This window comes from Janthinobacterium sp. GW822-FHT07H10 (genome assembly GCF_058798675.1).
Genome location: NZ_JBXAKS010000002.1, coordinates 24,908 through 39,085 on the forward strand (window position 1 = coordinate 24,908; position 14,178 = coordinate 39,085).

The 14,178-nt window shown below is 65.6% G+C and carries 16 protein-coding genes; all 16 read left to right on the forward strand.

From position 1 onward, the window contains the following. Positions 1-36 precede the first annotated feature (36 nt). The 16 genes from AC1RDJ_RS04195 to AC1RDJ_RS04270 all read left to right on the forward strand — a co-directional run bounded on the left by AC1RDJ_RS04195 (position 37) and on the right by AC1RDJ_RS04270 (position 14,176). Positions 37-1,740: a GspE/PulE family protein gene (locus AC1RDJ_RS04195; RefSeq protein ID WP_071323181.1), complete on the forward strand. Its 1,704-nt coding sequence runs from the start codon at positions 37-39 to the stop codon at positions 1,738-1,740. 1 nt (position 1,741) lies between these two features. Beyond that, positions 1,742-2,977, forward strand: coding sequence for a type II secretion system F family protein (locus tag AC1RDJ_RS04200; protein ID WP_071323182.1), 1,236 nt, complete (start codon positions 1,742-1,744; stop codon positions 2,975-2,977). After that, on the forward strand, positions 2,977-3,483 hold the full coding sequence (locus AC1RDJ_RS04205; protein WP_493026581.1) for a type II secretion system protein: 507 nt from the start codon (positions 2,977-2,979) through the stop codon (positions 3,481-3,483). Before AC1RDJ_RS04200 ends, AC1RDJ_RS04205 begins: the two co-directional genes overlap by 1 nt. A gap of 63 nt (positions 3,484-3,546) precedes the next feature. Further along, a complete protein-coding gene (locus AC1RDJ_RS04210; RefSeq protein ID WP_493026582.1) occupies positions 3,547-4,020 on the forward strand; it encodes a prepilin-type N-terminal cleavage/methylation domain-containing protein in 474 nt (157 codons plus the stop codon). A gap of 105 nt (positions 4,021-4,125) precedes the next feature. Next, positions 4,126-4,722: a pilus assembly FimT family protein gene (locus AC1RDJ_RS04215; RefSeq protein WP_493026583.1), complete on the forward strand. Its 597-nt coding sequence runs from the start codon at positions 4,126-4,128 to the stop codon at positions 4,720-4,722. Continuing rightward, on the forward strand, positions 4,712-5,275 hold the full coding sequence (locus AC1RDJ_RS04220) for a type II secretion system protein (protein ID WP_071323185.1): 564 nt from the start codon (positions 4,712-4,714) through the stop codon (positions 5,273-5,275). Before AC1RDJ_RS04215 ends, AC1RDJ_RS04220 begins: the two co-directional genes overlap by 11 nt. After that, positions 5,272-6,168, forward strand: coding sequence for a prepilin-type N-terminal cleavage/methylation domain-containing protein (locus tag AC1RDJ_RS04225; protein WP_493026584.1), 897 nt, complete (start codon positions 5,272-5,274; stop codon positions 6,166-6,168). The genes AC1RDJ_RS04220 and AC1RDJ_RS04225 overlap by 4 nt, the downstream gene beginning before the upstream one ends. Beyond that, positions 6,165-6,629 carry an agglutinin biogenesis protein MshP gene (locus tag AC1RDJ_RS04230; protein ID WP_493026585.1) on the forward strand — a complete coding sequence of 155 codons (465 nt, stop codon included), beginning with the start codon at positions 6,165-6,167 and terminating at the stop codon, positions 6,627-6,629. Before AC1RDJ_RS04225 ends, AC1RDJ_RS04230 begins: the two co-directional genes overlap by 4 nt. Positions 6,630-6,759: 130 nt before the next feature. Beyond that, positions 6,760-7,707 carry an agglutinin biogenesis protein MshI gene (locus AC1RDJ_RS04235; protein ID WP_493026586.1) on the forward strand — a complete coding sequence of 316 codons (948 nt, stop codon included), beginning with the start codon at positions 6,760-6,762 and terminating at the stop codon, positions 7,705-7,707. Further along, complete coding sequence (locus AC1RDJ_RS04240) at positions 7,704-8,378, forward strand: PilN domain-containing protein (protein ID WP_493026587.1); 675 nt, start codon at positions 7,704-7,706, stop codon at positions 8,376-8,378. Before AC1RDJ_RS04235 ends, AC1RDJ_RS04240 begins: the two co-directional genes overlap by 4 nt. Continuing rightward, complete coding sequence (locus AC1RDJ_RS04245; protein ID WP_071323190.1) at positions 8,378-9,070, forward strand: type II secretion system protein M; 693 nt, start codon at positions 8,378-8,380, stop codon at positions 9,068-9,070. Before AC1RDJ_RS04240 ends, AC1RDJ_RS04245 begins: the two co-directional genes overlap by 1 nt. Beyond that, complete coding sequence (locus tag AC1RDJ_RS04250; protein ID WP_071323191.1) at positions 9,055-9,453, forward strand: hypothetical protein; 399 nt, start codon at positions 9,055-9,057, stop codon at positions 9,451-9,453. The genes AC1RDJ_RS04245 and AC1RDJ_RS04250 overlap by 16 nt, the downstream gene beginning before the upstream one ends. 38 nt (positions 9,454-9,491) lie before the next feature. Then, the gene (gene mshL / locus AC1RDJ_RS04255) at positions 9,492-11,255 is read left to right on the forward strand and encodes a pilus (MSHA type) biogenesis protein MshL (RefSeq protein WP_289886172.1); all 1,764 of its coding nucleotides are present in this window, start codon (positions 9,492-9,494) and stop codon (positions 11,253-11,255) included. Further along, on the forward strand, positions 11,256-12,158 hold the full coding sequence (locus AC1RDJ_RS04260) for an ExeA family protein (protein ID WP_071323192.1): 903 nt from the start codon (positions 11,256-11,258) through the stop codon (positions 12,156-12,158). Positions 12,159-12,175: 17 nt separating this feature from the next. Then, positions 12,176-13,225, forward strand: a complete 1,050-nt coding sequence (locus AC1RDJ_RS04265) for a tetratricopeptide repeat protein (protein WP_493026588.1) — start codon at positions 12,176-12,178, stop codon at positions 13,223-13,225. Between the two features lie 48 nt (positions 13,226-13,273). Next, entirely contained in the window at positions 13,274-14,176 is a 903-nt protein-coding gene (locus tag AC1RDJ_RS04270; RefSeq protein ID WP_232251224.1) for an alpha/beta hydrolase, read from the forward strand. Positions 14,177-14,178 lie beyond the last annotated feature (2 nt).

The window sequence follows — 14,178 nt, forward strand, 5'->3', positions numbered from 1 at the left end:
GCGTGCATCGTCTGTCGAATCTGTCGAGGAGCAAGCATGGCAAGGCCAGAGAAAGTCCGGCTCGGTGAAATTTTGGTGCAGCAGAAATTGCTGACGGAACAACAGTTGGGCCAGGCCTTGACGGAACAGAAGCGCTCGGGGCGCAAGCTGGGGCGCGTCTTCGTCGAGCACGGCTTTGTCACGGAAGAGCAGATTTCGGGCGCGCTGGCGCGCCAGCTCGACATTCCCTACATCAATCTGAAGTTTTTCAACATCAATCCCGAACTGGTGCGGCTGTTGCCGGAAACCCAGGCGCGGCGCTTCCGCGCGCTGGTGCTGGAAGACCGCCGCGAGGGCTTGCTGGTCGGCATGTCCGATCCGACCGACCTGTTCGCGTACGACGAGATCGCGCGCCTGGTCAAGCGGCATATCGAACTGGCTGTGGTCAACGAGACGGAAGTGCTGGCCGCCATCGACCGCATTTACCGCCGCACCGAGGATATTTCCACCCTGACGCGCGAGCTGGAGCAGGACCTGGGCGACGTCTCCGTCGACTTTGGCGCGCTGGCCGTCAATCCGGGCCTGGAAGAGGCGCCCATCGTCAAGCTGCTGCAATCCGTGTTCGAGGATGCCACGCAGGTGCGCGCCTCGGACATCCATATCGAGCCGCAGGAGGGCCGGCTGCAGATCCGCTTCCGCATCGACGGCGTGCTGCATCTGCAGACGGAGGCCGACAGCAAGATCGCCAGTTCGCTGGCGCTGCGCCTGAAACTGATGTCGGACCTCGATATTTCCGAGAAACGCCTGCCGCAGGATGGCCGCTTCGCCATCCGCGTGAAGAACCAGCGCATCGACGTGCGTATCTCGACCATGCCGACCCAGTACGGCGAATCGGTGGTGATGCGGCTGCTGAACCAGGGCGGCACGACCCTGCGCCTGGACGCCATCGGCATGCCGCCCGCATTGGTGGACCGGTTCCGCGCCATCGTGCACCGGCCGAACGGCCTCGTGCTGGTGACGGGCCCCACCGGCAGCGGCAAGACGACGACCCTGTACTGCGCGCTGGCCGAACTCAATTCGGTGGAAAAAAAGCTGATCACGGTGGAAGACCCCGTCGAATACCGCTTGCCCGGCATTAACCAGGTGCAAGTGAACGACAAGATCGAGCTGAACTTCGCCCGCGTGCTGCGCTCGGCCCTGCGGCAGGATCCCGACATCGTGCTCGTCGGCGAGATGCGCGACCAGGAAACGGCGCAAATCGGCTTGCGCGCCGCCATGACGGGCCACTTGGTGCTGTCGACCCTGCATACGAACGACGCCATCAGCACGCCGCTGCGCCTGATGGACATGGGCGTGCCCCGCTACATGGTGGGCAGTTCGCTGCAAGCCGTGCTGGCGCAGCGCCTGGTGCGCGTGATCTGCGAAAGCTGCAGCACGCCGTACGCGCCCACGCCCAACGAATACGAATGGCTGCGCCTGGAACTGGGCGAGCTGGTCGAGCGCAACCAGTATTTCCACGGCAAGGGCTGCTCGCATTGCAATGGCATGGGTTACCGGGGCCGCACGGGCGTCTACGAATTGCTGGAAATCACGCGCGCCGTGGCCGACGCGGCCAACCATGCCGATCCGTCGCATTTCATGAAGGTGGCATCGGCGCAGATGGCGGGCGAGACCCTGCGCCGCCACGCCGTGCAGCTGGTGGTGCAGGGCCGCACGACGGTGCTTGAAGCGATGCGCATCAGCAACCAGAGCGAGGATTGACGTGCCGTTCTTTGCCTACAAGGCGCGCAATGCCAGCGGCGAGCTGCTGACCGGCGTGATGGAAGGCGCCGACAGCGGCGCCGTGGCCGACCAGCTGATGGCGGGCGGCATCACGCCCGTCGACATCAGCGCCACCAAACAGACGGTGACGGGCGCCGGCGCCAACCAGCTGGGCTGGTGGGCCAGGCTGACCGAGAAAAAAGTCACGCCCATGGACGTGCAGCTGTTCAGCCGCCAGCTGTACACCCTGCTCAAGGCGGGCGTGCCCATCATGCGCGGCCTGGCCGGCTTGCAGGAATCGGCCATCAGTCCCGCGTTCGGCCGCATCATCAAGGATGTGCGCGAATCGCTGGACGCGGGGCGCGAGCTGTCGGCCGCCATGGCGCGCCACCCGGCGGTCTTCACGCCGTTCTACCTGTCGATGGTGCGCGTGGGCGAAATGACGGGGCGCCTGGACGAAGTCTTCCTGCGCCTGTTCGACCACCTGGAATTCGACCGCGACATGCGCGCGCGCGTGAAGACGGCGACGCGCTACCCGACCTTCGTCGTGTTTGCCATGATCGCGGCCATGGTGGTGGTGAATATCTTCGTCATTCCCCAGTTCGAGAAGGTGTTCGCCAGCTTCCACGCCGAGCTGCCGCTGATGACGCGCATCCTGATCGGCGCCTCGCGCTTTACCGTCACCTACTGGCCCCTGCTGCTGATGGCGGCGCTGGGCGGCTTCTTCGGCTGGCGCGCCTGGCTGCGCACGAAGGATGGCCTGTACAAGTGGGACCGCGCCAAGCTGCGCCTGCCGATCGCCGGCAAGATCATCCTGAAGGGCACCATGGCCCGCTTCGCGCGCAGCTTCGCCCTGTCGAGCACGAGCGGCGTGCCCATCGTGCAGGCGCTGACGGTGGTGTCGCAAACCGTCGACAACACCTACCTGAGCGCGCGCGTGGAACAGATGCGCGACGGCGTCGAGCGGGGCGAAAGCATCTTGCGCACCTCGGTGGCGGCCGGTGTCTTCACGCCGGTGGTGCTGCAGATGATCGCCGTGGGCGAGGAGTCCGGTTCGCTGGACGACCTGATGGACGAGATCGCGGACATGTACGAGCGCGAAGTCGATTACGAGCTGAAAACCCTGTCGGCGCAGATCGAGCCCATCCTGATCGTCTTCCTCGGCGCCATGGTGCTGGTGCTGGCGCTGGGCATCTTCCTGCCGATCTGGGACCTGGGCAGGGCGGCCCTGCACTGATGGCCGCGCCCGCCCGCCAGCGCGGTTTTACCCTGTTCGAACTGGCCGTCGTGGCGGCCGTGTTCGCCCTGCTGGTGACGGTCTTCCTCAGCCGCGTGGCCTACTACCAGCAGCAGGCGCAGCAGACGTCCGTGGCGCAGATGCTGGGCGTCTTGCGCACCAGTCTGCGGGTGCAGGTGCTGCAGCTGTACCTGGCGGACCGGCGCGACCAGCTGCCGGCGCTGGCGCGGCAAAACCCGTTCGACTGGCTGGCCGAGAAGCCTGCCAATTACCTGGGCGAGTTTGAGCAGCCGGCGCTCGATAAATTGCCGGGAGGGAATTGGCTGTACGATAAAAAAGAACAAAAAATCATCTATTTGTTAAGTAATGGCAATATTTTTTCCCCCACAAGTGTTGATCCAGTGAAATTTAAGGTAACCTTGCCGGGTGCAGACGCCGATATTGAAAAGCTCGCCCAGGAACCCGATATTGTGGTGTGGAAATTGCCGGACCCGGTGGCACACTGAGTCCCGTGCAGCGACAGTTTCATGTTTAGTTTGATGTTTTTAAATTGATTTTGGAGAGCAGGTATGAATAAATCCTTACGTAGTTTCAAAAGCGGCGCCCAGGCAGGTTTCACCCTGATCGAACTGGTGGTCGTCATCGTCATCCTGGGCATCCTGGCGGCGACGGCGATTCCTAAATTCGTCGACATGTCGACCGATGCGCGCGTGGCCAAGATGCAGGCGGCCGCCGGCGCCATCAAGGCCGGTTCCGCGCTGTACCACGCGCAATGGCTGGTCAAGGGCGGCGTCGATACGCCGAAAGTGCAAATGGAAGGCAAGGACATCGACGGTGCGTTTGGCTACCCTGCGGCAACCGCGGCAGGCATCGGCGAGGCTGCGGGCATCAGCAATAAAGACTACGTGATCGCCACCACGGCAGGCTTCGTCGTGACCCCGGATGCCACGCGTAGCACCTGCACGGTGACCTACACGGCGCCAACCGCTGCAGGCGGCGCACCGGTCATTGATATCGCGGCAGACAAAAATACCTGCAAGTAATATTTGAGCAATCTGCAAGGAACGCCAGGCCCCGCGCCGGCCTTCCTTGCGCACCACCAGCCCAACCCCAGGCTTGGCCAGTTGGGCTTTTTTACGGGCCATCCCTTGCGACCAGCACCACAGTTCACGGCATTTCCTGAAGCACGGCGGCAACAGTTGCCGCGGCAGGCGCGCGCGCACGGCTTCACGCTGATCGAACTGGTGGCCGTGCTGGTAATGGTGGGCCTGATCACCACCTTTGCTGCTTCCCGCTTCTTCCAGCGCGACACCTTCGATGCGCGCGGCTTTGCCGACCAGGCGACGAATATCGTGCGCTATGGACAAAAGCTGGCGGTGGCGCAAAACCGCGCCGTCTTCGTGCGCATCGACGCCAACAGCGTGGCCCTGTGCTTCGACGCGGCCTGCAGCGCCGCCAACCGGGTGCTGCCGGCCACGGGCAGCAACAGCGGCAGCAATGAAACCCTGCAATATTGCGACGGGCAGCGCAACTGGCTGTGCGAAGGCCGTCCGGCCAGCGTGGCCCTGTCCACCGTGCCCGCCAATACGCCCGGCTTCTATTTCGATGCGCTGGGCCGGCCCTACGCGCTGGCGAACGTCTTCCCCGCGCCATCGACTTTCCCCGCCCGGCTGGCCCTGCGCATCGCGGGCGATGGCGCGGCGCGCAACATCATGGTGGAAGGGGAGACCGGCTATGTGTATTGACATGCCGCGCCCCGGCCGGCGCCAGCGCGGCTTCACCCTGATCGAGCTGGCGCTGTTCATCGTCATCGTCGGCGTGGCCGCGGCCGCCATCCTGGGCGTGATGACCGTGACGACGCGGCACAGCGCCGATCCGCAGCTGCGCAAGCAGGCGCTGGCCATTGCCGAAGGCATGCTGGAAGAGATCCAGCTGGCGCGCTTCACGTACTGCGATCCGCAGGACTCCAATGCGGAAACAGCCACTGGCCCGGCCGGCTGCACCATCCCGGAAGCGGTCGGACAGGAGGCGGGCGGCGTGCCGCGGCCGTTCGACAATGTCAACGATTATGTGGCCGCGTACGGTACGGCCACGGCTTACACGACGGATGCGCAGGGCACTGCCTGGGTGCCCGGCGCCGGCCAGCCGTATACGGCCTGGGTGACGATCACGCCGGCGGCCCTGAACGGCATCGCCGCCACCGAGAGCCTGCGCATCGAGGTCAGGGTGCCGTATGCCGACCAGCAGATCGTGCTCGACGGCTATCGCGTGCGTTATGCGCCGAACAGCATCCCATGAGACATTTTCCGCTTCCCTTCCGCCGCGCGCGCGGCTTTACCCTGGTGGAGATGGTCATCGTGATCGTCATCATGGGCATCATCGGCGCCATGGTGGCCGTCTTCATCCGCGTGCCCGTGCAAGGCTATGTGGATGCCACGGCCCGCGCGGCCCTGGCCGATACGGCCGATACGGCGGCGCGCCGCCTCACGCGCGACGTGCGCCTGGCGCTGCCCAACAGCGTGCGCGTGTCGGCCGATGGCCAGTTCCTGGAATTGCTGCTGACCAAGACGGGCGGGCGCTACCTGAGCGACGGCGATCCGCCGGGCCTGGGCGACGTGCTGGGCTTCGACCCGGACAGGACGTATACGGGCAGCTTCACCATCATCGGCGCCGCGCCGGCCGATGCGCTGGGCACGCGCCAGGCCATCGCCGTGGGCGACCATATCGTCGTGTATAACCTGGGCCAGCTGTACGGGCCGAACAATGCCTATGCGTGCAGCGCCGCGAATGGCTGCAACCGGGCGCAGGTCACGGCCGTGGCGGGCACCCTCGTCACGCTCGGCAGCTATCCGTTCGCCACCAGCCCGGCGCCGCAGCCCTCGCCATCGAACCGCTTCCAGGTGGTGACGACGCCCGTCACCTACGCCTGCGACACGCAGCGGGGCACGCTGACGCGCTACGCCGGCTATGCCATCGCGGCAACCCAGCCGCTCAGCGAGACGGCCGCGCCATTGGCGGGCGCGCAGGCGGCCCTGCTGGCGCGCCAGGTGGCCGGCTGCAGTTTCAGTTACACCGTGCTGGCGAATGTGCAGCGGGGCCTGGTGAATGTCAGCCTGAGCCTGGGCGCGGCGAACAGCAACACGGGCGTCGTGCGCCTGGTGCAGCAGGTACAAGCGAGGAATACGCCATGAAGCACGTGTCCGCTCCGGGCTTGCACGCGCACCGCATGCGCGGCTTCAGCCTCGTCACGGCCATTTTCCTGCTGGTCGTGCTGGCCGGTCTGGCGGCCGTGATGGTGAATGTCTCGACCTTCCAGCAGACGGAGTCGGCCATGGACGTGCAGGGCGTGCGCGCCGAGCAGGCTGCGCGCGCGGGCCTCGAGTGGGGCTTGCAGCGGCAGCTGGCCGCCGGCCTGGCGCCCGGTGCGGCCTGCATCGCGCCCGCCGCGTTTACCTTACCGACGGGCACGACACTGTCCGCGTTTACCGTCAGCGTGCAATGCACCACGGCCACGGGGCCCGGCACGCTGGCCAACTGGACCATCACAGCCACGGCGTGCAACCAGCCGGCCGCGGCCGCGCCGCGCTGCCCGAACCCGGGCAATAACGCCGATTACGTGCAGCGCCGCCTGCAAGCCGTGCTGTCGCTGTGAGGATTCGCTGACAAAAAAAGATCGCTAATTTGTTGTTTTTACACAATAAAGTTGGTTTCATGAATTAAAATTGGTTTGCTGCATTATCTGCGCGACAAGATCGGGCAGGCACTTACACTGGATAGTACGCATGGGTTTATTCGCTAGAGCAAAAAAATACGATGGATGGCTGGCGACGGCGTTTGGCCGTGAAGGCGTCAGCGCCGTCGTCGTCGAGCGTCCCGCCGGCGCCATGCCGCGCGTGCTGGGCGCCAGCTACCAGGCGGCCGAGCGTCCCGCCCCTGCCGAGGCGCTGGAAAAACTGGGCAAAGACTTGCAGGCGGCCACGCGCCACTGCACCACCGTGCTGGCCGGCGGCGAATACCAGTTGCTGTCGCTGGAAGCGCCAGCCGTGCCGCGCGAGGAATTGAAGACGGCCGTGGGCTGGCGCCTGAAGGACATGCTGGACTTTCCCCTGGCCGAGGCCACCATCGACGTGTTCGATATCCCAGGCGACCCGAACGGCGTGCAGCGCGGCAGCAGCGTGTTTGCCGTCGCCGCGCGCAACGCTGCCGTGTCGCGGCGCCAGGCGTTGTATGCGCAATGCAAGCTCGGCCTGTCCGTGATCGATATCCCGGAAATGGCCCAGCGCAATATCGCCACCTTGCTGGAAACGCCGGGCCGCGGCATCGCCGTGCTGTCCTTCGACGGCGATGGCGGCTTGCTGACGATGAGCTTCAATGGCGAGCTGTACCAGGCACGCCGCATCGACGTGAACCTGGCGCAATTGCAGGCGCCCGAGGCCAGCCAGTACTACGACCGCGTCACCCTGGAACTGCAGCGCTCGTTCGACCATTTCGACCGCCAGTTTCACTTCATTTCCCTCTCGCGCCTGATGCTGATGACGGGCGCCAGCGAGGGCTTGCACGGCTACCTGGCCGACAATCTCTACATGCCGGTCGAACGGCTGGACCTGGCCAGCGTGCTGGACCTGAGCCAGGTTGCCGAACTGCGCGACCCGGCCATGCAGGCGCGCTACTTCCTGGCGCTGGGCGCCGCCTTGCGCGAGCAGGGCAAGAGCGAAGGGAAGGGCGCATGAGCCAGCAGATCAATCTGTTCAACCCCCAGTTCGAACAGAAAAAACACCAGATGTCGGCGCGCGCGGCGGGCCAGATCCTCGGCGTCATGACGCTGGGCTTGCTGGGCTTGAGCGTGCTGGGCCAGCGTTCGCTGGCGGACCTGGAACAGCGCGAAGCGGGCGTCAAGACGGCGCTGGCGCAAGCGGAGGCAAAGCGCGACCAGGCCTTGCGTGATTTTCCTCCGCGCAAGAAAGACCCGGCGCTGGCGCAGCAGGTGGAAGCGGCCGAGGCGCAGCGCCAGTTGCTGCAGGATGCCTCCGCCGTGCTGGCCAGCGGCGAACTGGGTAATACCTTGGGCTATGCCGGCTATTTCCGCGCGCTGGCACAAGCGAGGGTGGAAGGCGTGTGGCTGACGGGCATCGACATCGCCGGCGCCGGCAATGCCATCGGCTTGCAGGGCCGCGCCTTGCACGCGGCGCTGTTGCCCGCGTACATCACGCGCCTGGGCCAGCAGGAAATGCTGAAGGGCAAGACCTTTGCCAGCCTCGATATCGGCCCGCCGGACGAGCCGGCGCCCACGCAGGGCAAGGCGCCGGCACAGCCGTATGTGGCGTTCAGCCTGCAATCGGCGGCCAGCGCTCCAGGTCCGGCTCCGGCCGTGGCCGCCCCGCCAGCGGGAGGGGTGCGCTGATGCTGCCGCTGCTGAAGAAATGGGCTGCGGCCTTCGATGCGCTGAGCCTGCGCGAACGGGTGATGGTCTTTGGCGCGGGCGCCGCCGCCGTGCTGTTCGTGTTTTATTTCATGTCCTTCAGTCCCTTGCTCGCCCAGCGGGCGGCGCTCGACGCGAGCATGGCGCAAAAGCAAAGTCTGCTGACCGCCGTGGACAAGGAAATCGAACTCACCATGCTGGCCCACGCCACCGATCCCGACCGGGATGCGCGCGCCCGCCTGACGGCCGTGCTGGCGGAAACGGACACCTTGAAGGATGGTCTGCGCCAGAAACAGCATGGCCTGGTGGCGCCCGAACGCATGGTCACCTTGCTCGAGCATTTGTTGCGCCAGCATGCGCGGCTGCGCGTCGTGTCGCTGAAAACCTTGCCTGGCGACAGCGTGGGCACGCCTGCGGCAGCGGCGCAGCCGGCCGATGCGGCCGCCAAGGCGGACGCGGCCAAGGCACCAGCGGCCTTGCTGCACCGGCATGGCGTGGAAGTGGTGTTGCAAGGCAGCTATGCGGACATGCTGCAATACATGCAGGCGCTGCAAGCGATGCCGACCCGCGTGTTCTGGGGCAAGGCCCACCTGGCGGCGGAAAGCTATCCCGACGCCACCCTGACCCTGACTTTATATACCCTCAGCATGGATGACACATGGATCGCACTCTGACGACAGCGACCACTGGCCGCGCGCTGCTGGCGTCGCTGTTGGTGCTGAGCCTGGCCTGGGGCGGCGCGCAGGCGCAGGCTCTGGACGACCCCACGCGTCCGCCCGCGGCCCTGTGGGCGCCCGCGGGCGCCGCAGCCGTGGCTCCGGCGCGGCCGCAGCTGCAGTCGGTGCTCATTTCCAGCAAGCCGGGCGGGCGCCGCGTGGCCGTCATCGATGGCCAGGTGGTGCGCGTCGGCAGCAAGGTGGGCGACGCCGTGGTGACGGATATCCGCGACACGGCCGTGCTGCTGCGGCGCGGCAAATCGCTGGAAACCTTCAAGCTGTATCCGGACAGCAAGACCGACAAGATGACCGACCGCAAGACCGACCGCAAGCAGGAGTAGACGAAGTGGCCAAGCAATTCAATCAACACAAGGCGAGCATGTTCAAGATCAGCACGATGGCGGCAGTAATCAGTGTCAGCCTGGGCCTGGGCGGCTGCAATGTCGCACCCGTCAAACGCGATACCTACAACGCGATTAACGATGCTGTGAAAGGCGCGGCGGCCACCACCACGCCGGCGGCCCAGCCGGACGCCGTGGAAGCGGCGCTGCTGCCGCCCGTCGCGGCCCTGGCCCAGCAATTGCCGAAGGCCCGCGCGGCACTCGACGAGCGCTTCAACGTGGCCTTCAACAATGTGCCGGCGCGCCAGTTCTTTACCTCCATCGTGGCCGGCACGCGCTACAACATGCTGGTCCATCCCGAGATCGGCGGCACGATTTCCGCCAACCTGAAGGACGTGACCCTGTTCCAGGCGCTCGACGCCGTGCGCGAACTGTATGGCTACGACTACAAGGTCGAGGGCACGCAGATCTACATCAAGCCGCTGACCATGCAGACGCGTTTGTTCCACGTGAATTACCTGACGGGCGCGCGCAAGGGCAGCTCCAACCTGCGCGTCTCGTCGACGTCGGTCTCGTCCGTGGGCGCGACGACGTCGGGCGGTTCGGGCAGCACGGGCAATAACGGCAACAACAACACCGTGCAAAATCCGGGCGGCCTCGTACCAGGCGAGGACAGCAGCAACCTGACCACCACCTCGAACGCGGATTTCTGGCGCGAGCTGAAGATGTCGCTGGAAGCCATCGTCGGCAGCGCCGAAGGCGGCCGGCAAGTGGTGCTCAGCCCGCAGTCGGGCGTGATCGTCATCCGCGCCATGCCGGAAGAGCTGCGCAATGTCGACATGTACCTGAAGGCCACGCAGCTGTCCGTCGACCGCCAGGTGATCCTGGAAGCGAAAATTCTCGAAGTGCAGCTCAATAGCGACTTCCAGACGGGCATCAACTGGGCCTCGTTCGCCTCGATCAAGAGCGGCCACACGAACCGCATCTCGACCGGTTTCATCCAGCCGGGCGGCACCCTGGCGCCACTGCCGTTCAATGGCGGCAAGCCGCCCAACATGACCACCGGCAACGGCTTGACGGCCAGCAGCGGCTTTGGCCTCAGCTCGGCGGCGACGGCGGCCGGCTCCATGTTCGGCCTGGCGTTTCAGACGGCCAACTTTGCCGCCATGATTTCCTTCCTGGAGTCGCAAGGCACGGTGCACGTGTTGTCGAGCCCCCGCATCGCCACCATGAACAACCAGAAGGCCGTGCTGAAGATAGGCACGGACGAGTTCTACGTGACGGGCGTGTCGACCACCACGAATACGACGGCCAGCGGCGCCACCACCAGCCCCAACGTAACCCTGCAGCCGTTCTTTTCCGGCGTCGTGCTCGACGTGACGCCGCAGATCGATGCGGATGGCAACATCATCCTGCACGTGCACCCGTCCGTCAGCCAGGTGACGACCATCAACAAGGAAATCGACCTGGGCAGCGCCGGTTCGCTGAAGCTGCCGCTGGCCGCCTCCAGCACGTCCGAGATGGACAGCATGGTGCGCAGCCAGGACGGGCGCATCGTCGCCATCGGCGGCCTGATGCGCCAGGCGACGACGGCGGACCGCTCGCAAGTGCCGGGCGCGGGCGACATTCCCGTGCTCGGCGCGCTGTTCCGCAACACGGGGCAGGTGATCCAGAAGCGCGAACTGGTGGTGCTGATCAAGCCGACCATCGTCGATGGCGCCAACAGCTGGAACGAGGACTTGCTCGAATCGGGCAAGCGCATCGAGGCGCTCGATCCGCGCAGCCTCGGGGAGCGGCGCTAAATGTACGAGGCCCATTTCGGCTTGCGCGAGGCGCCGTTCGGCCTCACGCCCGATACCAGTTTCTTTTTCAATGGCCCGCAGTCGCAAAAGGCGCTCAACACCCTGCTGGTGGCGGCGCGCAATGGCGAGGGCTTCATCAAGATCACTGGCGAAGTGGGCACCGGCAAGACTTTCCTGTGCCGCAAGTTCATGCAGTCGCTGGGAGCGGATTTCGTCACGGCCTACATCCCGAATCCGAATTTGCCGCCCCGTTCGCTGATCCTTGCCCTGGCCGACGACCTCGACGTGTTGCTGGAGAAAGATGCTGATCAGCATCAACTGCTTAAATCCATTAACTTGCGCCTGCTCAACCTGGCGGCGCAAGGCAAGCGCGTACTGCTGTGCCTGGACGAGGCGCAGGCGATTCCCGTCGACAGCCTGGAAGCGCTGCGCCTGCTGACGAACCTGGAAACGGAAAAGCGCAAGCTGCTGCAAATCGTGCTGTTCGGCCAGCCGGAACTCGACGTCAAGCTGGCCCTGCCGGAAATCCGCCAGCTGGCGCAGCGCATCACCTTCCACTACCACCTGGGGCCGCTCTCGCGCGACGACGTGGATTTCTATGTGGCGCACCGCCTGCGCGTGGCCGGATTCGACGGCGCGCGCCTGTTCAGCCGCGGCGGCGTGGCCCGGCTGTACAAGGCTTCCGGCGGCATCCCCCGCCTGATCAACATCATGGCGCACAAGGCGCTGATGGTGGCATATGGCGAAGGCCGGCAGCAGGTCAGCGGCCGCCACGTGGCGCTGGCGGCCAGCGACACGCTGTCCAGCAAGCCCCGCTACTGGCAGCGGCCCTGGCCGTGGCTGGCCGGCGCCGGCGTGCTGGCCGCCGCCTGTGGCGTGAGCTGGACTTTATTGAACCGATGATGGAAATGAGCCTGTAGATGAGTCTGATTAACAAGATGTTGCAAGACCTCGATGCGCGCGGCACGCCGGATGGACGCGCTGACGCGGGCGGCATCCGCCCCGTGCCGGAACGCGAGCGCGGCGTGTCGCGCGCGCTGGTCTTCGGCGGCGCGGCCGGCTTGACGGCCGCTGCCATCGCCCTGGGCTGGGTCTACCTGAAACGCCCGGCCGTGCCGCCCATGCTGGTCAATGTGGCCAGCACGCCGGTGCCCGCAGCTGTGCCTGCTTCTGTGCCTGTTGCGCCTGCGCCTGTTGCGGCCGTTGTGGCGGAACCGGTTGTACTGGCCGAACCGGAACCCGTGATGGAAGTGGCGGTGCTGGCGCCCGCCAAGGCGCGTCGCGTGATGGAAACCGTCGCCAAACCTGCCGCCGTGCTGCCTGCCAGGACGCTAGCGCCCGCCGCCAGCGAACGCATCATCGACGGCAAACAGGTCACTGCGCAGCAGCGCGTGGAAAACGAATACCGGCGCGCCCTAGGGCAGTTGCAGGATGGCCGCGTTTCCGAGGCGCTGGCCGGCTTGCAGCAGACCCTGCAGCTCGACCCGCGCCACCAGGGCGCGCGCGAAACGCTGGTGCGCCTGCTGCTCGAAGCGCAGCGCCCCGACGAGGCGGCGCGCCAGTTGCAGCTGAGCCTGACGCTGGACCCGAAACAGCCGGCGCAGGCGATGATGCTGGCCCGTTTGCAGCTGGATAAGCCCAACGGCGGCGCGGCCGCCCTCGACACCCTGACGCGCAGCTTGCCGTACGCCAGCGACAACGGCGACTACCGCGCCTTCCTGGCCGGCGTGCTGCAGCGCGAACAGCGCTACCGCGACGCGGCGGAGCAATACCAGCTGGCCTTGCAGACGGCGCCCGACAACAGCGTCTGGTGGATGGGCCTGGGCATCGCCTTGCAAGCCGACAACCATCCCACGCAGGCGCGCCAGGCGTTTGAGCGCGCCAGGGGCTTGCAAACCCTGACGCCGCAGCTGCAGGCGTTTGTCGAGCGCAAGCTGGTGCAGTTGACGGCGGCGACGGCGACGAAGTAGTCGGACACCGAACCAGCCATAAGCAATTCGTTCATGAAGGAAACCCACTTGAAACTTCCCAGCCTGCTGATTGCGTGCTGCTGCCTGCTCAACAGCGCCCTTGCCGCCCCCGCCAGCGCGCCTGCCGGCTACGTTCTTGAGAATACGGAAGTGCGCGACATCCGTGCCCAGGCCTTGAAGCGCGACTACCAGCTGTACGTGGCCTTGCCCGATTCCTATCGGCAAGGGAGCAAGCGCTATCCGGTGCTGTTCGTCGTCGACGCCAATTATGCATTTCCCGTCGTGCGCAATATCGCGCAGCGCCTGAGCAAGCATGCGGGGATGGAAGAAGTGGTGGTGGTCGGCCTGTCGTACGCCAACGGCGATGGCGGCGTGTACAGCCGCCGCCGCGATTACACGCCGACCACGCCGCGCAAGCACGACTACCGTTCGGACATGCCGGGACGGCAACCGGCGTTCGGCGAAGCGAAGGCGTATGGCCAGTTCGTCTCGGGCGAGGTGTTTCCCTTCATCGCACAGCATTATCGCGTGAACATGCAGCGCAAGGTCTTCATCGGCCACTCGTATGGCAGCCTGCTGGGCCTGCAATTCCTGCTGACGGAACCGCGCACCTTCGAGCATTACATCCTCGGCAGTCCGTCGCTGTGGTACGACGCCGGCGTGATGTTCGACCGCGAACAGGCGTATGCGGCCAGCCACAAGGACTTGCCCGCCTCCGTATTCTTCGGCATCGGCGGCCTGGAAAAGCTGGCGGCAGGCAAGAAGCGTTCGCGTTCGGAGGAAGATGCCGACATGGTGGCGGACTTGCGCGAATTCGATGGAAAGTTGACATCGCGCAAGTTCCCCGGCCTGAAGACGCGCGTGCGCGTCTTTGCGGATGAAGACCATGCGAGCGTGTTTCCATTCGTGCTCACGCATGGGCTGCGGGCGTATTTGACGTCCGCAAAATGAAG